The sequence below is a fragment of the Corynebacterium sp. UMB9976 genome, from assembly GCF_030212265.1.
Taxonomy (GTDB): domain Bacteria; phylum Actinomycetota; class Actinomycetes; order Mycobacteriales; family Mycobacteriaceae; genus Corynebacterium.
Map to the genome: position 1 here is coordinate 1 of NZ_JASODY010000003.1, position 22,300 is coordinate 22,300.

Here is a 22,300-nt window from a genome sequence, read left to right on the forward strand (position 1 = left end):
ATCAATCATTGCTATCTCTGCACCGCAGAGACCTGCTGTTTACCTACCTGCAACCCCCACCAACAACCATCGACCCCAACAACCTTGCAGCAACAACAAACAGCCTCGAAGGTGGCATCAACGCCCCCATAAAAGAACTAGCCCGCAGACACCGCGGACTATCACTACCGCATCAACGCACAGTGATGGATTGGTGGCTGTATCTACATACAGAAGCCCCTGACGATCCGGTCAAGATCGCCAGGGACCAACGATGGGGTCAAGACGCACTTTCCACGGCAACAGACCTGATCACCCACGACACCACAGCCACTATCAATGACATCGGTGCACCAGCAGAATACGACACTGCCATCGACACCAGCTACCAACACAACCTCGGCATCCAAAAAGGCTGGATCAAATAACCGCAACACGCCCGGAAAAGACACACTTTTCTTTACTTAACCCACAGCCGACACTGAACCAGATTGGCATGACGAAGGCCCCCTCACCGTTTCCAGTGAGGGGGCCTTGCTCTTAGTAGCGGGGGCAGGATTCGAACCTACGACCTCTGGGTTATGAGCCCAGCGAGCTACCGAGCTGCTCCACCCCGCGACGCTTGCGAGTACAGACCCAGCCAATTCCTTGGCTGACCTCTGTCTGCAACATCGACTAGCCTAACAAGGCTCTATACAAAAGCAAAATCGCCCGTTGTCCTGCACTCTTCCATCGAGCGCTGCGACCAACGGGCGATCAGCGGGCTAGCCACTGGGCGGCCATGCGGTCACCCAGCCTGCCGGGCGCCTCCAGGGCACCCAGCCAGCCCCTACTGCTGGGACTGCAACTCGCGGACGGCCTTATCCAGCTCGTCGAGAGCCTTACCGAATTCCTCGAAGGAGCCGGACTGGCGGGTGCGGTTGACCTTGTCCATCGCATCCCGGACCTTGGCGGCAGCGTCGCCCGGTGGCAGCTGACCAGCCGCCCCGGAGCCCTGCTCCTGATCCTTGCCCTCGTCCTTCTTATCGGACTCGCCTTCGTCCTTCTTGTCGCCCTTGCTTGGGTCCACGACGCTACCGTCGACCTCCTCCAGGTCCGTGGCGGCAGCTGGGTCGATGCCCACCTGCTCCAGGGCCTCGGCGATCGTCGGCGCGTAACCGACCTGACCGTTGTAGGACACCAGGACGCGCAGCAGCTTCGGGAACGCGGACTCCTGGTCCTTACGCTTGGAGTACACCGGCTCCACGTAGAGCACCTGGCCGTCGCCCACCGGCAGGGTCAGCAGGTTGCCGTTGATGACGTCGTTGGTGCCCTCAAGCAGCGTGCGCTCGCGGGCGACCTCGTCGGAGGACATCATCGTATCCTGCGCCTGCTTCGGACCCTGGGTCTGCGTCTGGGTCGGCAGCACGCGCACGTGGATTTTGCCGTAGTTCTCCGGGTCGGAGGAGACGGTCATGTGCGCAGCCAGGAACTCACGACGCAGGCCGCGGAACGGGGTGATCAGCTGGAAGCTCGGCTTGCCGGTCTCCGGATCGGCGGCGACCACGTAGTACGGCGGCTGCGCCAGCTCACCCTTGTTCTCCTTGGCGGTCGGGTCGGAAGGCACGGACCAGAAGGCGTCGTTCTGGAAGAACACGCCCGGGTCGCTGACGTGGTAGCGGGCGATGAGCTCGCGCTGCACCTTGAACATGTCACCTGGGTAGCGCATGTGCTGCATCAGCTCGTCGCTGATCTCGGACTTCGGCTTCACGACGTCCGGGAACGCGCCGCGCCAGGCCTTCAGGACGGGGTCCTTCTCGTCGAACTCGTAGAGCTCGACGGTGCCGTCGTAGGCGTCGACGGTGGCCTTGACGGAATTACGGATGTAGCTGACCTTGTCGGTGACCAGCTGCTCACGGCGGACACCATCAGGGTTGGTGGTGTCCGTCGTGGTCTCCGTCAGGCTGGTGCGCTCGGAGTAGGGCAGATCCGTCAGGGTGGTGTAGCCGTCGACGACCCACTTGATGCGGCCGTCGATGACGGTCGGGTAGGTCTTCGAGTCGGTGGTCAGCCACGGTGCAACCTTGTGCACGCGCTCGCGGGGGTCGCGGTTGTACAGGATGCGGGAGTCCTCGCCGATGCGGTCGGTGAGCAGCAGGTTCATCGACTCGAAGTGGGCGGCGTACATCAGGCGGTTGAATGGATTATTGACGTCCACCCCGCCCTTACCGGTGTAGGTGTAGTTGCTGTCCTCGGTGTCGTACTCCAGCGGGTTGCCGCCGGTACGGCCGACGATGGCGTAGTCCGAGTTCGGCGTCGGGTTGGAGGCGATCAGCGGGCCGAAGTAGATACGCGGCTGCTTCAGATCCAGCTCCAGCTCGCCACCCTGGCGACCCCGCTCCAGGGACTGCAGGTCAGCGACGGTGTAGACCGGGTAGCCACCGCGGGCGGAACCGACGTCGCGGGCCACCTCGTCGACCTTGCGGGCCGGGGCGGCGATGAAGCCGTTGCCGTGGGTGTAGACGGTGTGGCGGTTGATCCAGTCCTGCTGGTTGCCTTCCAGGGTATTGGGGTTCAGCTCACGAGCGGCGACGACAAAGTCACGCATCTTGCCATCGACCTCGTAGCGGTCCACGGCGAGCTCATCGGAGAAGCCGTAGAAGTTACGCAGCTGCTGTTGCTGGGTGAACGTCGGGGACAAGACCTGCGGGTCCAGGAGACGGATGTTGGAGAGGGTGACGTCGTCCTGGGCGATGGAGCGCTCCGCCTTCTTGCCGCCCTGCTTGGTGCCCCAGTTCCGCTCGTAGGTGACGTTATCGTCCCCGAGTCCGTAGGCGTGGCGGGTGGCGTCGATGTTGCGGGCGATGTACTCGCGCTCCTTCTCCGCGCGGTTCGGCGCGACGGAGAACTGCTCCAGGATTGCTGGCCAGGCTACGCCGGCGACGAGGGAGGTCAGCAGCATCAGGGCCACGGCGAGCGCCGGGATGCGCAGGTCCTTCATCACGATGGTGAGGAAGAACAAGGCAGCGACGAAGATGGCGACGACGAGCAGGACGATCTTCGCGGGCAGGACAGCGTTGATGTCCGTGTAGGAACCACCAGTGAAGGTGTCGTGCTGGCGGTTGAGCAGGTCGTAGCGGTCGAACCAGTAGCCCACGGCCTTCACGATCATCCAAATGCCGGCGATGATCGCCAGCTGGCGGCGGGCCGCCGGGGCGACCTTCGCTTTCTCCCCCACCCGCGGGTTACCGGTGGTGATAGAGCCCAGCAGGTAATGGCCGATGCCGTTGACGAAGAAGGCGATGATGAGCATGAAGCTGAGCAGCCCCAGGATGAGGTTCAGCATCGGCAGGTTGAACGCGTAGAAGCTTAAGTCCTTGCCGAACTGCGGGTCCTCCACCCCGAAGGAAGAGGAGTTCCAGAACAGCATCGCGCGGCGCCAGTTGCCCTGCGAGACCAAGCCGACGACGATGCCCGCCAGGATCGGCAGCCACACCAACATCGGGCGGACGGTCTGCCGGATCGTCGGGCGGTTCGCGGCCAATGGCGAGGCTGAGCCGAGCGACTCCAGGCTGGTCGGCCCCTTGCGGTAGGCGGCGAAGGCCGCGAGCCAGACGATCGCCCCCGCAACCAGACCGAAGATCAGGAATAGAATCACGCGGGTCACGATGACGCTGAAGAATACGCCCTGATATTCCAGGTCACGGAACCACTGCCAGTCCGTGTACGCACCAACCACGATGGGCACCAAGAAGAACGCCACGCCCAGCGCCATGACCAGGCCGGCGATAATCTTGGAACGGCGCGAGGGCGTGAAATTTGCAGATGAGGCGCCAGATGGAGGCTGTGCCGACATACTCAAGGGTTCACTACTTCCTACGCAGAATCAGATCTAACAGTCCAGGATACGTAGTAAAACTTCCCTCGCGAAATGAGTTTTTGCCCCTAGCGATGCTGGCTGCCGCCACATATGGGGCGGCGGGCTAAACTCGCGGCCATGAACCTCAACGATGACCGCATCTTGAACGCCGCCCTCATGGAGGCCGTGGACTTCATCCAGGCCGAGGGCTGGGATCGCCCCGCCACCCTGTTCGCCCTCGTTCCGACGGAGCTCGTCGCCGACGCCCTGGAACTCACCGAGGACCGCAACCCGCTCTCCCTGATCGTGCAGGACGACCTGCCGGAGCACATCCGCCCCGGCTCGGAGGAGCTGGGCGAGTTCGTCGCCTCCATCCGCTGGCCTGCGCAGGTGGTGGGCGCGATCCTGGCCCAGGAGATCTCCTTCGTGGACTCCTCCCTAGGCGAGGACGCAGCCCCGCAGCAGGCACGACTGTTCAGCGGCATCTTGGACGCGGGTGCCCGGGACGGCGCCGCGGCGGCGGGCGATGGTTCCGAGCGCACCTTGCTGCAGCTGCGCCCGACCGAGGAGGAACTCGCGGCCGATCCCTTCGGCCAGGACCGCGTGGAGCTGCGGGGCGGGGAGGATATTGCGCCGGGCGTGATCGCCGCGCTGCGCGCCACCTTCGTGGACTAGGGCCTCGCTAGGGCCTCGCTGCGCCCTAGCTGCAGGTGTCGAAGTCGCCGCCGGAGCGGATGCCCTCCAAGTCCTTGACCGCGTCCTCGAGGGAGTCGACCTTCACCAGCTTCGGCCCCGCGTCCTCCACCGTGAGCGCCTCGGCGCAGTTGCCGGCGGGCACCAGGAAGTATTCGGCCCCGGCGTCCGCAGCCGCGCGGATCTTGTGGGTGATCCCGCCGATCGCGCCGACCTGGCCGGCAGCATCGATGGAGCCGGTACCCGCGACGAACGCGCCACCCGTCAGATCTTGCGGGGTGAGCTTGTCCACGACGGCGAGGGAGAACATCAGTCCCGCGGAAGGGCCGCCGACGTCCTGCAGGTTATAGCGCACGCGGATCTCACCCGCGGGCTGGGATACAGAAGTCACGCCCAGGAAGGCGGAGCCCTGCTCGGCCCGCTGGAGGTGCTTCGGTGGCTCGCCGAGCGTGACGGTCACCGTCTCCTCCTTGCCCTGCCGGTCGACCAGGACGTCGATCTCGTCGCCCGGCGCGTGCTCGCCGACCACCCGTGCGAGCTCATCGGGGGTGGTGATGGGTCGGCCGCCGACCTCGCGGATGACGTCGTTGACCTTGATCTTTCCGGCTGCCGGCGCGTCGTCTAGGACGTCGATGACGGCGGTTTCCAGCGGCTTGTTGAGATAGTTCATCGCCGCGGTGGTGGCGTTGGATTCCGAGGCAGCAAAAGCCGCCTGGTTCTGCTGCTGGACTTCCTCGGGAGACTTATTCGCGGGGAAGATCTGCCCGATCGGCACGAGGGTGTCGTCGGTGGTCAGCCACCGGGCGAGCGCCTGGCCGAGCGTGAGCTTGGTGTGCACGGAGACGGTGGTCATGTTGAGGTGACCGGCGGGTTTATTGGTCTCCGCACCGGTGATCTCGACGACCTGCTTGCCGCCCTCCTCGCCGAGGGTGTTGAAGGTCGGCCCCTTGCCCTCTGCCGCGTAGGGAACCGTCAGGTCGATATCGGTGCCCGGGATGCTCGGCAGGCCAAGCAGGGTCACCAAGACGACGACCGGGGCGGCGCCCAGCGCGATCGTTCGGTTGCGACGGTTCCAGATTTTCATCGTTCATACCCTACCTGCTCGTGGGGACTGCTGGGTTGAGGCGAGGCCGGGCGGTGGGTGCGGGGTGACGTCCTCAATATGGAAAGGGTGACGGGAAGCGATGGCGGGACCGTTCGCTCACAGCACACGGAACGGGCGGTTTTTGGTGGGGCGCTGTCCGCTGCGATCAGTAAGGTTGTTGGCATGAGTAATTTCGGCTTCGGCATGCACCCCAATAACAACGGTGGCAACGGCGACGACAACGGCCGCGACGATGATGACCACAAGGATGGTCACAACGGTGGCGACGATGGCGACGGTCGTGGCGGCCAGGGCGACGGTCGAGGCAATAATCCTTTCGAATTTATCTTCGGCAGCCCGGGCTCGGGTGGTTCTGAGCAGTCGAATCCCTTCGGCGGTGGCTTCGGCGGCGGGAACCTCGGCGACCTGCTGAACCAGTTCGGCTCGATGTTTAGCGGCTTCGGCGCGGATCTGAACAGCACGGGCGCAGATGATGCTGTGAACTATTCGATGGTGGAGCGCACCGCTCGCCAGCACATCCGCAGCAAGCAGCAGGCCAGCGAGGGTGGGCAGCACCCGTTCGGCGGTTTGTTCTTCGGCTTCGGCGCTGGCCCCCAGCGCGGATCGGGGTCCAGCACGCCGAGCCAGTCGGATTCCCAGGCCGTGGCGGAATCCGTGCGACTCGCGGAGCTGTGGCTGGACGGGGCGACCACGCTGCCTGCGGGCGCGACCGGCTCCGTCGCCTTCGGCCCGGAGCAGTGGCTGGAGGAAACGCTCGAGACGTGGAAGCGGATCTTCACCCCGCTGGCGGAGAAGCTCGGCGAGGCCGCGATGGGCGAGATCCCGGAGGAGATGCGGGATCAGATGGGCCCGTTGGCCGGCATCATGCGCCAGGTCAACGCGATGAACTTCTCCATGCAGTTGGGCCACACACTCGGCGAGCTGGCGACGGGTGTCAGCCACTCCACGCAGTGGGGTATGCCACTGGCAAGCGGCAACGTGGCGGCTGTGGCGACCGCACAACTGGAGTCCATGGCCGAGAAGCTGGGCACGGATAAGCGGGAGGCGCTGATTTACCTGGCGACCCGCGAGGCCGCACACCACCGCCTGTTCAAGCACGTCCCGTGGCTGGCCGAGCGCCTCATCCTGGATGTTGAGGAGTTCGCCCGCGGGCTGGCGCTGGATACCTCCGCGATGGAGGAGGCGATGCGGGAGTTCAACCCGGAGTCCATGAATGATCCCGCAAAGATGCAGGAAATGATGGCTCAGATGCAGGGCCAGGACCTCTCCCCCAAGGTCGTGTCCGCGAACGCGCACGCCCGCGAGCGGCTGGAGACCAGCCTGAGCCTCGTGGAGGGCTGGGTGGACTACGTGGTCGGCCAGGCGCTGGCGGACCGGATGCCGAATGCGTCGATCCTCACCGCGGCGTGGTCCTCTTACCGCAACACCGAGTCCCCGGAGATGGAGGCGCTGAGCAAGACCGTGGGCATTTCCCTGCTCGCGCCGCGCGCCAACGATGCCGCTGGTCTGTGGCACAAGCTGGACGAGGCCGTGGGCGCGGAGAAGCGCGACGGAATCTGGGATCACCCGGACCTGCTGCCGCTGGCCAAAGACCTGGACAACCCGGCTGGATTCATCGGCAAGGTGGCGTTCGACGGCGAGGACGAGGACTTCGACCCGATCAGCGAGATCGAGAAGCTGGAGGCGGAGCTGAACCGCCAGGGCGGGCCGCGCGAGGAGCGCACCAACCGCCGCCGCCCGGAGCAGGACGACAAGCCGGATAAGGGCTCGGAGTCTGAGGACGACGAGGACGATTAGGGCTGCGGTTCCGGGCCGTCGCCCGGGCAGCCCCAGCGCTGATAGGCCTCAAGGTAGCCGCGGGCCCGCTCGAGCTGTGGCGCGCGGCTAGCCCAGTGCCAGAAGTCCGCACCGTGGTTGGGGATCCACGTGTGCACGAGTTCGTGGATGATCACGGAGTTCAGGACGTAATCCGGCACCTGTTTAAGCCGGTGGGAGATGCGGATGCGCCCGGTGCTGGGGGTGCAGCTGCCCCAGCGGGTGGTCATGTTCTTCACCCAGGTGATGGAAGACCATTCCGCCTGGCCGCCTAAGTATTTGTCATTCAAGGCCTCGGCCAGGGCCTGGAGCTGATCGTCGCTGCGCTTGTGGTTCGTGGCACGGGTGGCTTTCTTTTCTAGCCGGGCGATGAGCCCCTCCCCCGCGGCCACCAGCCGCTCCAGGCCCATCGCGGCCGGAGCCAGCATCACGATTGTTTGCCCTTCCCAGCGGGCGGTGATGGTCTTCTTCCGCCGCGCCGAGAGCCGCACCTCCACCGGGCGGGCCGGGGTGCTGAGCCGCGCGGCGGCCTGCTGGGCCTTGCGTTGCGTGGCGGTGGGCTGGGCTCTGGTCATGGAAGCACATGTTAGCCGCCGCGCTTGTCGCTAATCCTTCGCGGTTTCGCACTTTGCCCACGCCCCGGTGCCCGCGTGGCTAGAATTCTGCGCAGACACAGAACGCGGGCGGCGGGGGTCGCCCGGGCGCGGATGGGGCCGCGCCTCAGGGGAGCTGCGAATCCGAGGGGGAATCATGGTGCACGCAACCGCCGAAAAAGACAGGCCACAGGGCTCGCGAACCGCGAATGCCACAGCCAGCTCCGGTCCGCCTGCCCGGATGGTGCTCCGCCCGGGCACGGCGGTGCTGCTGCGACCAGACCGCAGCATCCAGTTCGGTATCCACCCCGGCAACGCAGTGATCCTCCCGGTGCCGGCCTCCGTGGACCCCGGCCAGGTGCTGCAGGTGATGATGCAGGCCCGCGCAGGTCTCACCGCGGAGGATCTCGCGGCCACCCTGGGCTACTGCGGCTTCACCTCTGTTGAGGCGGGCTCCATCGCCGAGGAGCTCACGCGGGCCGGGGTGCTGGTCGCCACCGAGGAGCAGGCCATCCCGCTGCTGCGCTTCGGCAAGCCCTCCCTGGCCCTCGCCGATGCCCTCTTCACCCACGGTGTGAAGGTGGACTGGTTGGAGGCGCCACGCACCACCAGCGAGGCACGGTCCGGGCAGGTCATCACCAGCCAGGGGCGTACGGCCCGCAAGGACGTCCTGATCCTGCCGGGTGAGCTCTTCCCGCCACCGGATGTGCAGTTCTGGCTGCACGAAAAGCTCATCCCCCACTACCCCACCGGGGTGATCGACGGGTACCTCACCTTCGGCCCACTGATTATCCCCGGGCGCACCGCCTGCCTGAGCTGCATCGACCAGGCCTACCTGGAACGCGATGCGCTGTGGCGCAGCACCCGTGCGCAGGCCACGGCCCGGCCGGTCAGCTACACCACCGCGGAGCACGGTCTGCTGGCGGAGATCACCACCCAGATCATCCGGGAGCACATCATCCCCTGGCGCGATGCTGGCTCGGACCCAGCCGCGCTCCCGCCACTGCTCACCCAGCGGCAGTTCTTCGACACCACCGGTTTCGCCATCCAGCCCGAGGAGGTGCGGCGCGAACCGGAGTGCGTGCTGTGCCGCATGGCGGAGGCTGGCCTTGGGCTGGACGTGGCCCGCTAGGCCCCGCTCCCCCCCGCGGGCACCATTATCCCGTGGCGTAGTTCGCGGTGATGGCGAGGACGTCCTCCCCGAACTGTTCGATCTTCATCGGTCCCACGCCCGGGACCTGGATGAGCTCCTCTGGGCTGGCGGGCATGCGCTGCGCGATGGCCAGCAGCGTGGCGTCCGTGAACACCACGTATGCCGGAACCCCCATGGACTTTGCGGTGTCCAGCCGCCACTGCCGCAGCTCCCCGATGACCACCTGGTCGGTTTCCAGCGAGTGCTGGCCGCAACGGCCGAGGATCTTCGCCTCCGGGGTGGACAGGGGCGTGCCGCAGACGGCGCAGGCGTTCTTCGGGGCGCCCGTTTTCCGACGACGCCGCGCCTGGTCCAGGTCGATGGCCAGTTCGCCGTCGTCCTCGTCCTCCCACGGCACCAGGTCGTCGAGGAATCGGGTGCGCACCCGGGACTGCTTGCCGCCCTCCTGCCGGGCGAGTGCCCAGGAGAGGTGGAGGTGTTCGCGGGCGCGGGTGACGCCGACGTAGAGCAGGCGGCGTTCCTCCTCGATCGCGTCGGCCGCGCCCGCGCCCTTGAGGGCGTGGTGGATCGGGAACATGCCCTCGTAGAGGCCGACGAGGAAAACGGCGTCCCACTCCAGGCCCTTGGCCATGTGGACGCTGACCAGGGTCACGCCCTGCACCTTCGGCGGGTTCTTGGAGCGCACTCGCTCCTGGAGCATGCCAATGACCCCGAGGTAGCTGATCTGTGGGTTCGCGGTGAGGATCTCCTCGATCAGCTCCACCAGGGCGTTGAGGGACTGCCAGCGCTGGCGTTCCTGCGCACCGCTGGGTTCGGTGGCCGTCAGGCCGACCGGGGCGAGTGCCGCCTTCGCGGCGTTGAGGATCTCCTCCCGGGTCTCCGGGCCTGTGCTGTCCGCGCCGGTAGCGCCGCCTGGTCCGCCGCCTGGCTGGCCGCCGAAGTTCCGGGCGCTCTTCGCCAGCGCCCCCAGTCCCTGGCGAATCTCAGCGCGGGAGAAGAACCCTTCTCCACCCTTGACCTGGTACGGGATCCCGGCCTCTTCCAGGGCGTACTCCAGGGCACCGGCCTGGGCGTTGATGCGGTACAGCACCGCAATTTCGGCGGGCTGCACGCCCTGCTTGATCAGCTGGGCGATCTTCTCCGCCACCCCCTTGGCCTCTGCGGCCTCGTCGGGGTATTCCACGAACTCCGCCTCCGGGCCGTCGGGGCGCTGCCCCTCCAGCTTCAGCCGGGTCCCGGCGGCCCGGCCCTTGGCCTTGCCGATCACCTCGTTGGCCAGCTCCACGACCTGCGGGGTGGAGCGGTAGTCCCGGTGCAGGCGCACGGTGGTGGCCTCGGGGAATTTCGTGGTGAAGTCCAGTAGGTAGCTGGGGCTAGCTCCGTTGAAGGAGTAAATGGTCTGGTTGGCGTCGCCCACGACGGTGAGGTCGTCGCGCTCGCCGAGCCAGGCATCAAGCAGGCGCTGCTGCAGCGGGGTGACGTCCTGATACTCGTCGACCACGAAGGTGCGGTACTGGGAGCGGAACTCCTCGGCAATACCGACGTTGGACTCGATGGCGGCAGCCATATTCAGCAGCAGGTCGTCGAAGTCTAGCAGCATGCCCTCGGGCGTGGCCTTGAGCTGCTCGTAGTTCTGAAACACCTTGATGAACTGCTCGGGGCTCACGGGGCAGTCGCGGCGCTCCGGCACCATGACCTTCGGGTAGTCCTCCGCGACGACGAGGGAGGACTTGCACCACTCCACCTCACCGATCAGGTCCTTGAGCAGCGTGGTGGTGGGTTCCAGGCCGGCGCCACGGGTGGCTCGGCTCATGAGCGGGAACTTGGAGTCCACGAGCTTCCACGGCAGGTCGCCGGCGTATTTCGGCCAGAAGTAGCCGAGCTGGCGCATGGCGGAGGCGTGGAAGGTGCGGGCTTGGACGCGCGCGACGTTCATCATCGCGAGGCGTTCCCGCATCTCGGAAGCAGCCCGGGAGGTGAAGGTCACGGCCAGCACCTGGTCAGGGTTGACGAAGCCGCCGTCCACGAGGTGGGCGATGCGGTGGGTGATGGTGCGAGTCTTGCCGGTGCCGGCGCCCGCGATGATCGCGACGGGTCCGCGGGGGGCGGTTGCTGCGCGAAGTTGTTCCGGATCCAGGTGGTCCCTGGTCTCCAATTACTCTCCCTCCTCGAGGTTGCCCATGCCGCGGACGTAGAGGATGCGGTCGCCCGGTTCGACGGTCTCGGCTTCGGCGGAGTCGATGCGGTACAGCGCGCCGGAGCGCACGATGCCGAGGACGATGTCCTCCAGCACACGCGGGTTGCCGCCGACTTCCTCCTCCTTGGCGGGGCGTTCGGCGATGGAGAAGCCCTCGTCCGGGGAGAGCAGGTCCTCCATCATTTCGGTCACGGATGGCGTGACGGTCGCCAGGCCCATGAGGCGGCCGGCGGTCTCACTGGACACGACCACGGAGTCCGCGCCTGATTGGCGCAGCAGGTGGGAGTTATCGGATTCGCGCACGCTGGCGATGATCGTGGCTGAGGGCGCGATCTCTCGGACAGAGAGGGTGACCAGCACGGCGGTGTCGTCCTGGTTCGGGGCGACGACGACGGCCCGGGCGCGGTTCACGCCGGCGAGTTTCAGTACGTCGGAGCGGGTCGCGGAGCCGTGGACGGTGACCAGGCCCTGGGCGTTGGCGAGGTCGAGGGCTTCCCGGTCGAGGTCCACGACCACGATCTGGGATGGGGAGACACCGTCGGCGAGGAGGGCTGCCACGGCGGACCGCCCCTTCGTGCCGTAGCCGATGACGATGGTGTGGTTGCGCATTCTTTTCCTCCAGCGGCGGATCATGAAGGTTTGGCGGGATTCCTTCGTCAGCACGGTCAGCGTCGTGCCGACCAGCAGGGCGAGGAAGATGATTCTTAAGGGGGTCACGATCAGCGCCGTGATGAGGCGTTCCTGCTGGCTGACTGGGGTAACGTCGCCGTAACCGGTGGTCGACAGGGTGATAGTCGAGTAGTACAGCGCGTCGATGAAGGTTTCGATGCCGGTGTATCCCGCCCTTCCCCGGTAGGTCAGGAGCGCCACCCCGAGGATGAGGCCGAGGGCGTAGAGCATGCGGCGGCCGATCAGCCGCCAGGGGCTGCGGTATTCCTCTTCCGGCAGGCGGAGGATGTTGAGCAGCGCGTGCGGCGGGAGACCGTCAAGTTCGCCTTCCGTCTGGAAGCGTTCCCGCATTCTAAACCGCATGACTTCCTATCCTGAGGTGGGTGCGTGGGGTGGGCTCGTGCCCTGCCCCATCAGTTGTTGGGTGCCCGGCCCGTCGGTGGGGCTGGCCCCTGCCCCGTGGCCCGGGGCGGGTTGTCGTGAACCATCAAATTCTAGGGCTTAGGACTTGTCCAAGCCTAGCCGGGCGATGAGTTCCTCTTCGTGCGGCAAGTCTTGCACGTAGTGGGTGTGTTGGGTGCGGACATAGAAAAACGCGGTGCGCACATTGTCCACCGGGACCTCCACACCCAGCTGGCGACTCAGGATTTTCGCCCAAGCCAGCCGGTAGGCGGCGAGCTGGAGCTCGGCATTCCTCATGTCCCGGCCGGTGGGCATCTGCCCGGTCTTCCAGTCGACGACGAGCCAGCCTGCGGCGGGGTCATCGCCTTCGTGGAATACGGCATCCATGCGGCCGTTGAAGACGAAGCCGCCGATGTTGACCAGGTAGGAGCCCTCGACGGATTCCGGGGTGCGCTGTGCCCACTCGGAGCCGAGGAACTTGTTTTTTAGCTCCTCGAGCTGCGGGTCCTGGAGGGTGGCGTCGGAGGCGCCGGGCATTTCGTCCTCGTCGAAGAGCATGGCCTGGTTGTAGTGCTGCTCCACCCAGTTGTGGAAGGCCGTTCCGCGCTTGGCGTAGGGCTGCGGCTGCATCGGGATGGGACGACGACGACGCCGCGCGAACTGTTCCGGGTCCTGGTTCATCGCGACCGCTTGGGTTGCGGTGAGCATCGGGTCGAGCGGGACCTCCACGGCGGTGAGGGTGCGCTGCTGGTGCTCTTGGATCAGCAGGCGGGTTTCCTCGTCCCATTGCCGGGTCAGCATGTCCTGGTTGGCGGTGGATTGGCTTGCGGGGTCGCCGGTGGTGGCCGCGCCGAGCGCATCAACGACCATGCTTGCCCCCTCGGCCGCGCCAGGTCGGCTGGCCAGTGGTGCGGGCTGTGGCCAGCTGGCCTGCTCCTCGGCGGCTGACGTGTGGCGGGTGGCGGCGTAGTCCTCGCGCGCGGTGAGCTGCTCGGCCGTGGGATAGAGGTAGTGGTCGATCTCGGTGGCCTTGCCCTTCTCTACCCTCGCGGCATCCTTCTTGCTCGGGGTGCGGCCAAGGTCGGACCAGGTGTGCACGCTCGCCCCTGCCAGGGGCGCACGGGCATCGGTGATGCGGTTTCTCAGCAGCACCAGGTTCAGCGAGGGGTCCAGGGCGGTATCGTTGCCGGGGCGGTACGCGGCCCCGCTCACCAGCAGCACCCGCTCGGTGCGGGTGATGCCCACGTAGAACAGCCTTTCGCTCTCCTGTGCCTCGGTCGCGAGCAGCTGGGCCCGGAAGGCCTCAGCGGCATTGGTGAGGTCCACGCTCTTCTCGGCGTGGCTGATGTCGTAGATCGGGTAACCACCGGGTTCGCCTTCGGTTTCCGCGTCGCCGCGCAGGCTGGAGGGCAGGAGCTCGGCCTTCGAGATCCACCGGTCGATGGTGATCCCCGGAGCCTCGGCGTCGTAGAAATTCTTGCGGTGCGCATAAGGCACGGCAACGATGTCCCACTCCAGCCCCTTGGAGCGGTGGACGGTGAGGATCTGCACGGTATCGGTTTTCGCCTCCACTTCGCCGGGTTCCAGGCCGGCATCGTGCTCGTGAGCGGCGCGCAGGTAGTCCACCAGGGCAGACGCATTGCTGCCGACCAGCCGGGAGAAGTCCTGGACGATCTCTGCGAACTTGTCGAGGTGGCTGGTGCCGATCGAGTCATCGGGGTTGCGGTGCCAGCGGGTGAGCACCTCGGTGCGGATGCCGATCATGTCCTCGATATCAGCGATGAGGTCCGGCAGCGGCTTGGTGAGGCAGTTGCGGCGCAGATGGCCGAGCTCGCGGGAGAGTTCGGCGATAGCTCGCGTGCCCTGCGGGCTCATACCCTGCTCTTCGGCGTCCGCGAAGTCCGCGATGGCGTCTGCCAACCCCACGGTGGCATCCGCGGGGTTGGGAATCGCGTCGAGGAGCTGCTCACGCAGTGGGGATTCGAGGCTCTTCAGCTCCTCGTAGGCGGGATTGTGGATCCACGGGTCCTCTGCACCAGGGCTGGTCGCAGTACTGTCTGCGGCCTGGTTCATCTCCCCTGGGTCGGTGTCCCCCTTGGCGCGGCGCTGGAGCTGTTGGGCGCGGCGGGCGAGGATCTGGAGGTCCCGGGCCCCGAGGTTGAAGCGCGGGCCGGTGAGCAGGCGGAGCATGGCTGGGTCGTCCTCCGGGTCGACGAGGGCACGCAGGGTGGCGTAGACGTCCGCGACCTCCGGGATGTCCAGCAGCCCCGCCCCGCCGGTGAGTTCCACAGGCACGCCCTTGGCACGCAGGAGCTCGAAGATCGGTAGGGCTTCCTTGTTTTTCCGCACGAGCACGGCCGCGCTGAAGGGGTTGATCTTCTCCCCCGATACTGCGGCGGCCTCCTTGCGCTTCTTGAAGCTCTCCCAGCGTTGTTGCAGCTGGTCGGTGAGCCATTCGAGTTCCTGGTCCTCTTCGTCGAAGAAGGCCACCTGGATGTCGCCGTCGTCGGCGCCCTCGCGGGGTTTCAGCTCGGAGACGGTGCGGTTCTCACCCAGGGTGCGGGAGGAGACAACGTTCGCCAAGTCCAGTACGGAGGCGGGGTTGCGCCAGGAGGTGGTTAGTTCGAGCTTCTGGGCGGGTTGCCCGCGGAAGGGGAAGTCGGCTTCGAAGTTCCCGAGGTTGGAGGAGGTCGCCCCACGGAAGCCGTAGATCGCCTGCATGGGGTCGCCCACGGCGGTGACGGCGAGCTGGTCGTCCTGCCCGTCCCCGAAGAGGGAGCGCAGCAGCACGCGCTGGGCGTGGGAGGTGTCCTGGTACTCGTCCAGCATGACCACGCGGAAGCGTTCGCGCTGGGATTGGCCGACGATCGCGTGCTCGGAGGCCAGTTTCGCCGCGAGGGTCATTTGCTGGCCGAAGGTGCGCACGTCGAGCTCTTTTAGCCGCTCCCAGTACTTGGGGATCCAGGGCAGCAGGTCCAGGCGTTCCTGGTTGGCGTCGCGCAGCTCGTATGCCTTGAGGGAGAGGGGCTTGCCCACGCCGTGTTCGACCTGTTGGAAGGTGTCGATCAGCGCTTCGGTTTCGCCGCGGACGTCCTTAAGGTCAGCGAGGTGGTTATCCATCTCCTCGGAGAGGGTGTGGATGAATTCGATCATGCGGTTCATCGAACGGGAGGTTGTCAGCTCGCGGTCGTGATCGATGAGCAGCTGGCGGGTGATCATCCATTTTTCAGCGTCGCTGATGATCCGCCCGCTGGGTTCCACGGGGGCGAGCAGGCCGTACTCTCCCACGATGTTGCCGGCGTAGGAGTCGTAGGTGGAGACGGCGGGCGAGATGTTGCGCAGCGCTTCGTGGCGCGGGTCGTCGGCTGGCAGCTGGTCGCGGAAGCCGCTGCGGGCCAGTGTTTCCAGCCGGCCACGGATGCGCTGGCCAAGCTCGTTGGCGGCCTTGCGGGTGAAGGTCAGGCCGAGGACGTGTTCGGGCAGCACAAAGCCGTTGGCGACGAGCCAGACCACGCGCGCGGCCATCGTCTCGGTCTTTCCTGCCCCGGCACCAGCGACGACGATGTAGCTGCCCTGCGGTGGCGCGCTGATGACCGCGGATTGCTGTGGGGTGGGTGGGTAGGGCTGCTTGAGCCACCGGGTGGCGAGTTCCTCAGGGCTGATGATTCCGCCGGCTGGTTTCTGCATTGCTGCCTTTCGCTGCTGTGCGTTGTGCGGGGTCGCGGGCTGCGCGTTGCTTGTGTTTTCCTCGCGGGTGGATTGTGACTGGCTCATGGTCTAGCTGACCACCTTCCGGCCGGCGTCTTTGGCCGGACAGATCAGGTGGTAGCTGCAGTACTTGCACTGCGCGTCACCTGGGGTGGCTCTCTGCACGGGCTCGCTGATCTGTTCGGCGGCGGCGAGCAGATTCTGCTTGGTCTCGGCGAGCTGCTCGGGCGAGAAGTCCGGTTGGCTGGCTTTCTTGAGCTTCCCATCGCTGGCGGCTGGGTAGATCAGGTGCGCACCATAAGGCTGCTTGCCGCGATCCGCGTGCACGAGGAATTGATAGGCGCCAAGCTGGCGGCTGGCCTGGGCTTCGGGCTTGGTTTTTGGGGTTTTCCCGGTCTTAAAGTCGTAGACGATGACCCGGCCGTCCTCATCGGTGGCCATGAGGTCGATGCGTCCGCGGAGGGTGACCTCCTCCCCGGTGGGCAGGGTTCCCAGGGGGGTTGAAAGCTGTTGCTCGACCTCCCATTCCGTGCCCTCGACTTCACCACGGGTGCCGGTGATCCAGCTGTGGAGGTTTTCGATGCCTTGTTCCCAGCGTTCGAGTGCTGCGTTGACTTCAAATGCTGGCCCCACGACCGCCCAGCGAAGCGCGGCCCGCGCGGCGTAGCGAGCATCCTCAAGGCTGAGGTCTTGTTGGACGATGGCCTGGGCGATGGCGTGGACGACGATGCCCACCCGCATCGCGTTGGTTTCCTCCTGCGCCCCGCGGTGGTCGTCGAAGAAGGTTTTGAGCGCGCAGTTATCGATATTGTCCAGCTTGGAGGGGCTCAGGGAGACCCCTCCGCGCCGGTCGGTGATCCGCTCCGTGGTGGTGGGTTCGGCCATGCCCCACCAGTCGACGGGGTGGCTGCCGAAGATCCCGGCGTCAGCCATCGCGGCGAGGTTACGCGCGGCGGCGCGGCGGCGGTGGTGCCGTTGGGTGGGGTCGGTGACCACGTCGCGCAGCTCGGCGATGAGCGGCTCGAGAGCGAGCACTCGCGGCAGGGCGCTGAGCTGTTCTGCTGGGCTGGTCTGCTCGACCGCGCTTGCCTGCGCTGCACCTTCACCCTGCTGCGCAGCTTCACCCAGTTCCAGCCCCAGCCCAAGCTCCCCTTGCACGGGCTCGCCCGGCGCGGCCTCCTGCCCCACCGGACCGTTCTGCTCAACCTGGTCAACGGTTCCCAACGGAGTGGCGGCGCCCGGCGCGTCGGCGATCTCCTCGACGAAGCGGGAGGGCACGCCGTTTTCCACGCTGGCGTTGTCGATGCAGGTCACCAGGGTGTTGTGGGTGGCTCGCGAGATGGCGACGAGGAAGAGCCTCCGCTCCTCGTGGACCGCACTCGCCACGCGCGAGACCCGCGTTCCGGGTTCAATGCCCCGGTCCAGTAGATCAACAAGCTCTAGCTGGCCGAAGAGCCCGCCCACGGTAGGCCCGGCGGGCCAGCTGCCTTCCTGCACGCGGGAGACGACCACGGTATGCCACTGGCGGCCCACGGCGGCGTGGGCGGGCAGGATCTCCACGGCGTTGCTGGCGATCCCGCGCTCACGGCCACCGGTGGGCAGCTCCTGGGCGCGGACTTCCTCGCAGAAGGTGCGAATCGAGGCGTTGGGGTGGCGCTCGACGAAGTCCCCGGCCATGTCGAAGAGCATCATCACCGAGTCGAGGTCCTGGTCCGCCTGGGAGCCGAAGGTCCCGCCGCGCAGGGCCCGTTCCTGCAGGCGGGTGTCCAGCCCGGTGGCCTTCCAGATCTCCCAGAGCACCATCTCCACGGACTGTCCCGCCCGTTGTGCCTCCCTGCCCGCGGTGAGGACGTCGCTCATGTCCTGCAGGATCTGCAGCTCGCGGTTGTTGAATCCCGCGGTCCACTCCGCCGCATCCTCCGCGCTGGCGGTGCCGTTGAGCAGGGCGCTGAGCGCGTCGCTGGATTGGTACGGCAGGCCCGCGGCGTTCTCCGGCACCGGCTTGCCCTGCAGGCGTTGGCGGGCCAGCGCCTGGGCCAGCACGCGCTCGAGGCGGCGCACCATGATGGGGTCGGCGCCACCGACCATAGACTCCATGAGTACCCGGACCTCGGAGTTCTCCAACGGTCGGTAAGTGGCCTCTAGGGCGGTGAGCAGCAGCCGGATCAGGGGCTGTTCCGCGAGGATGATGGAGGTCTGGTCGACCCGCACGGGCACCCCGTGGGTCAGCAGGGCACGCCGGATCGGCGCGATCTCCCCGACGGAGCGCACGATCACGGCCATGTCTTGCCAGGCCACACCGTCGCGGACGTGGGCGCGGCGCAGGGTGTCGGTGATGTGCAGCCGCTCCGCGGTCCCGGAGTTCGCCCGCAGCACTCGGATCGGTTGGTTCCGCTCCCCCGCGGCACCGGACGTGGCCCCAGCGTCGCTGGCATCCGGCGCGGCATTCTCCCCGGCTACTCCGATGCCCCCGGCCACCTCAGCGTCCTCGGCCACGCGCAGCGGGATGCGGGTGTCCACGTGCGGCAGATTCCCGGTCAGCGCGTTGATGGCCCGTGCGGTGGGCACTCCAAAGCGCTGGGAGCCACTCAGGACCACGCGGTGGCTCTCGTCGGCGGCGTACTTGCTGAGCAGCTCCTCATCCGCCCCGCGGAAGTGGAATACGCACTGGTCGGGGTCCCCGGCGAGCACCACCCGCGTTTCCGGGGTGAAGAACTGCTCCAGGAACTCGGCGGCTGCCGGGTCGAGGTTGTGGGCATCATCGATGAGGATCAGCCGTAGCTTCTCCCGCCACCGGTCGAGTTGAGCCCGCCCCGGCCCATCGGCCATCTCTTGCAGCGTGGTGTGCAGCAGCTCGGAGGCGTTAAGGCTAATGGACTGGGCCAGCCGCCTCGTCTGCCGGTACTCGTCGAGGAACTGCCCAGCCCCCACCCACATCGGCTGGTCGTACTTCTCCCCCAGCCCGGTGAGCTCGCCCGGCCCCACCCCGCGCTCCTCAGCGCGCAGCAGCAGATCGCGCAGCTGGCGGGCGAAACCCACGTAGCCCAACGCTGGTCTGATGTGCTCCGGCCACGCCCCCGCCCCGTCTTCGGCGTGCCCGGCCAGCAGCAGCCGCACATCCGCATCATGTTCAGCACCGGTGAGCAACCGCGGTGCTTCCCGGTCGCTAGCCAGCAGCATGCTGCGCAGTGCCGCGAAGGCCCAGGAGTGCACAGAACGCACCGGCGTGCGCGTCGCCGCGAAGCTGCTCATGCTTGCCAGCCTGGCTACCAGCTGGGTGTTCACGGCCGTGGCGGCGTCCTTAGTGGGGGTGACCACCATGACTTCGTCCGCCGAACCCCCCGCGGCGAGGAAGTGGACCAGCGTGTCGACGAGCAGGCTCGTCTTACCTGTCCCCGGACCGCCCAGGACGGTCCACGGCGCGGAATTATCGATGCGTTCATCGCCGGTGACGATGGCCCCAGCAAGCCCGTCCCACTCGTGGCCTTCCTCCCCCACCCGGCGTGGTGGCTGCAGCACGACCTTCGCCGCCTCGCGCGCCCCCAAGCGGTCCTTCGGCGTGCTCGGTGAGGCCACGGCGGTCGGCTGTTGATTCTTGGCTGTGTCCGTCATGCCAACAGTATGGCACCCGGGGCAGACACGCCCCGCCGCGTCCTTCCGCGGTGTTCGATTTTCTTACTCTCGCCCCTGATCAGGGTACTTATCGACGTCCTCGGCGCCACCCTCGTCGGAATCCTCGGCGCCATCCTCGTCGGCATGCTCGCCGGTCTCGTCGCTGCCCTGTTCCACGGCCGGCTCGCTCACCGATTCCTCGGCCTCGTTCCCGACGTGCTCCCCGCTTTCTTCCGCAGGTTCGCCCTCGTCTTCCCACTCCTGCCGTGCCTCGTTCTGCTGCTCGCGCGCGGCGATGACGTCCGCGGTGCGCGACAGCCCCGGCCAGGCTTCCGGCCGCGAGTTGGGCAGCATGGCGTGCAGCGCGAGCCGGTAGAGCACGGCGCGCAGGGCGAGCTGCATGAAGTCCGGGATGTGGGACCAGCGGTCCAGGAGGGCGTCGTCCCCGTTGCCCCAGGCCATCGCATCGACGACGAGCAGCGCAACGGACCAGCCGGTGGGGTGCCAGGCAGGCACCAGGTCGGTGATCGCGGGGTCGGCGGCACCGTCGAAGATCATGCAACCGATGACGTCGCCGTGGACCAGCTGGTCTTCCGCCGTGATCTCGGTGCGCAGTGCGGTGATTTCCACGGCCTTGGCCAGAGCCTCGGCGATGTCCTTGCGGGGCACCGCCGCGGCATCCATGGCTGGGGCGATCCACTCTTGGGGTTGCTCGGCGAAGGCGGCAGCATCCGCGGCGACGAAGATCTCCGTTTGCCCCCAGGTGCCCGTGAGCTCCGGGGGCGCCAGGAACTCCGGTCGTGGCAGGCCGCGGAGGGATTCGTTGATGCGCAGTGCAGCGGCGGCCATCTCGTCGAAACGCGGCGCGCGGTGCCCGGAGAGGAAGGTCCGTGCCCGCCACCCGGAGACCGTGTACCGGCCATCGGTGGAGAGCATGGGGCGGGATACGCCCACCCCAGCGGGCCGCATCTTCGCGGTGGTTTTGGCGATCCAGGACGCACGCATTGGCTCCTCAGCCAGGGAGATCACCGCGCGGTCGCAGCGCCAACCGTATGACCACGGCTGATCCAGCTGCACGGGGTCGTCCACATGCGCGTGGAAGCCGTTGAGGATGTGGGCTGGCGGCGGGGTGCCCAGCGCGCCAGCAGGGCTAGCTGCGCCGGAGCTAGCAGCACCGGCAGAGCGACCAGCGTCACGAGCAGAGTGGGCATCATTCACGGCGGGTCACCTCTTATTGTTCTTCCGCAACCGGGTAGGGCCACGGGTTCGCACGGCAGGTGGAGTCGCTTTCCTCGTAGATGTCCTCGTCGCTGATCTCCCGGAGGACGCGGTTATCCACGCTCAAGGTCTGCTGCATCATGATCGGCGCGAGCTGCCCGTCCTTCGGGCAGGGCTGGTGTGCGGCGAATCCGATGCCGTGGCCGACCTCGTGGTTAATGACGTACTGCCGGTAGGCCCCGAGGTCCCCCTGGAACGGGATCGCGCCACGAATCCAGCGGGATTCGTTGATGACGACCCGGTTGCCGTCGGAGTAGAAGCAGCTGGTCTCCAGCTTGAAGGTGTTGCCGCAGACCTCGTGGGTGTGGTTCTGGGAGGCCAGTTGGATCCGCAGGTCGGGTTCCTTACCCTCCGGTAGTTCCCCGGCTGCGACGTGCTGGAAGGCGAACTTCCCGCGCCCGGTCCAGCCGCGCGGGTCGGACAGGATCGCGTCCACCGTCGCGGCGAAGGCGTCGTCCCCGCCGAAGGCGGCGGTGTTGATCGTGTCCTCGACCTCGACGGTGTAGGTGAAGAGTTTCCCGTCGCCGACCTTCGGACCTGGGGCGCCGACGGTGCGGAAGTTGCCGCTGCTGTTCTCGGTCACCGGTCCGCCGGGTGGGAGCTGTCCGGTCGGCAGGTCACCGTAACCGGAACCTGGGACGGGTCCGGCAGCGCCCTCGGCTGGGTCGTCGCTGTTACTGGTGGCTGCCACGTCGGTGGCGGCGTCCTCCCCTGCCCCACGGAGGGCGTCGACGAGGACGAGCACGCTGACCAGCGCGAGGACCGCGACGATCCCGATGCGGACGCGGGGGTCGCTGAAGTTGAGCCAGTGAGGCCCCTGCCCCTGAGACTGCCGGTCGATCCGGGGCGGGGTGTGGGCGTGTTCGGGCGCGGGCAGCGCAAATTCCTCGCGGCGCGCACGCTGGTGACGCGGCCCGTCCTGCGTGTTCTCGCTACCCGTGCCTTGGGGGTTACTCACCTCGCTCAACTTCTATCTGCCCTTTAACGGATCAGATGAAGCCCACGGAGCGTGGCTTCTCGGCGCCGACCTGGATGTAGGCGATCTGCTCGCGCAGCAGGACGGTCTTGGTGCCGCGGGCGTCCTCGACCACGGTGGTGGTGGCGGTGCCGTCGGTCAGGAAGTTCTGCAGCTCCTCGACGAGTTCTGCCTGCTTGACCTCGTTCTTGTCGAGGTCGATGGCGAGCTCGCGCTGGGAGTTGATGAAGCCGATCTTCAGTTGCATGCTTTCTCGATCTCCGTCCGTTGGTTCTTGAAAGA

13 protein-coding genes, 1 tRNA gene and 1 pseudogene are annotated in these 22,300 nt (G+C 66.8%); 4 read left to right on the forward strand and 11 right to left on the reverse strand.

All coding sequences use genetic code 11. The features are described 5' to 3' along the window. Positions 1-407, forward strand: a pseudogene (locus QP140_RS02745) (IS1249 family transposase); the annotation flags it as partial. A 116-nt stretch (positions 408-523) separates the two neighbouring features. On the opposite strand, the gene QP140_RS02750 reads toward QP140_RS02745, so the two are convergent. Both QP140_RS02750 and QP140_RS02755 read right to left on the reverse strand, forming a co-directional pair. Further along, positions 524-597: transfer RNA gene (locus QP140_RS02750), tRNA-Met, on the reverse strand. A gap of 211 nt (positions 598-808) precedes the next feature. Next, entirely contained in the window at positions 809-3,814 is a 3,006-nt protein-coding gene (locus QP140_RS02755; RefSeq protein ID WP_284758147.1) for a UPF0182 family protein, read from the reverse strand. Positions 3,815-3,955: 141 nt separating this feature from the next. On the opposite strand from QP140_RS02755, the gene QP140_RS02760 reads away from it, so the two are divergent. Further along, positions 3,956-4,492 (forward strand): PPA1309 family protein, encoded by a 537-nt coding sequence (locus QP140_RS02760; protein WP_043951981.1) that lies wholly within the window; start codon positions 3,956-3,958, stop codon positions 4,490-4,492. Positions 4,493-4,517: 25 nt separating this feature from the next. Here QP140_RS02760 and QP140_RS02765 read toward each other — a convergent pair whose 3' ends face one another. Continuing rightward, positions 4,518-5,594 (reverse strand): YlbL family protein, encoded by a 1,077-nt coding sequence (locus QP140_RS02765; RefSeq protein ID WP_284757999.1) that lies wholly within the window; start codon positions 5,592-5,594, stop codon positions 4,518-4,520. A 183-nt stretch (positions 5,595-5,777) separates the two neighbouring features. Between QP140_RS02765 and QP140_RS02770 the strand changes: the two genes are divergently transcribed. Next, on the forward strand, positions 5,778-7,412 hold the full coding sequence (locus QP140_RS02770) for a zinc-dependent metalloprotease (protein ID WP_284758000.1): 1,635 nt from the start codon (positions 5,778-5,780) through the stop codon (positions 7,410-7,412). Here the strand turns inward: QP140_RS02770 and QP140_RS02775 are convergent. Next, entirely contained in the window at positions 7,409-8,005 is a 597-nt protein-coding gene (locus QP140_RS02775) for a M48 metallopeptidase family protein (RefSeq protein WP_070761659.1), read from the reverse strand. The genes QP140_RS02770 and QP140_RS02775 overlap by 4 nt on opposite strands. A 175-nt stretch (positions 8,006-8,180) precedes the next feature. Between QP140_RS02775 and QP140_RS02780 the strand changes: the two genes are divergently transcribed. Next, complete coding sequence (locus QP140_RS02780) at positions 8,181-9,155, forward strand: hypothetical protein (protein WP_284758001.1); 975 nt, start codon at positions 8,181-8,183, stop codon at positions 9,153-9,155. Positions 9,156-9,180: 25 nt separating this feature from the next. Here QP140_RS02780 and QP140_RS02785 read toward each other — a convergent pair whose 3' ends face one another. The 7 genes from QP140_RS02785 to QP140_RS02815 form a co-directional block, all read right to left on the reverse strand. After that, positions 9,181-11,331: an ATP-dependent DNA helicase UvrD2 gene (locus QP140_RS02785; protein ID WP_284758003.1), complete on the reverse strand. Its 2,151-nt coding sequence runs from the start codon at positions 11,329-11,331 to the stop codon at positions 9,181-9,183. Beyond that, positions 11,332-12,405 (reverse strand): potassium channel family protein, encoded by a 1,074-nt coding sequence (locus QP140_RS02790; RefSeq protein WP_148812292.1) that lies wholly within the window; start codon positions 12,403-12,405, stop codon positions 11,332-11,334. 138 nt (positions 12,406-12,543) lie between these two features. Continuing rightward, entirely contained in the window at positions 12,544-16,218 is a 3,675-nt protein-coding gene (locus QP140_RS02795) for a UvrD-helicase domain-containing protein (RefSeq protein WP_284758007.1), read from the reverse strand. Positions 16,219-16,221: 3 nt separating this feature from the next. After that, positions 16,222-19,764, reverse strand: a complete 3,543-nt coding sequence (locus QP140_RS02800) for an ATP-dependent DNA helicase (protein WP_284758008.1) — start codon at positions 19,762-19,764, stop codon at positions 16,222-16,224. Positions 19,765-19,827: 63 nt separating this feature from the next. After that, complete coding sequence (locus tag QP140_RS02805; protein WP_284758009.1) at positions 19,828-20,982, reverse strand: TIGR02569 family protein; 1,155 nt, start codon at positions 20,980-20,982, stop codon at positions 19,828-19,830. A gap of 13 nt (positions 20,983-20,995) precedes the next feature. Beyond that, entirely contained in the window at positions 20,996-22,000 is a 1,005-nt protein-coding gene (locus tag QP140_RS02810; protein ID WP_284758011.1) for a DUF3152 domain-containing protein, read from the reverse strand. 31 nt (positions 22,001-22,031) lie between these two features. After that, the gene (locus tag QP140_RS02815) at positions 22,032-22,265 is read right to left on the reverse strand and encodes a DUF3107 domain-containing protein (protein ID WP_070761653.1); all 234 of its coding nucleotides are present in this window, start codon (positions 22,263-22,265) and stop codon (positions 22,032-22,034) included. Between the last annotated feature and the right edge of the window lie 35 nt (positions 22,266-22,300).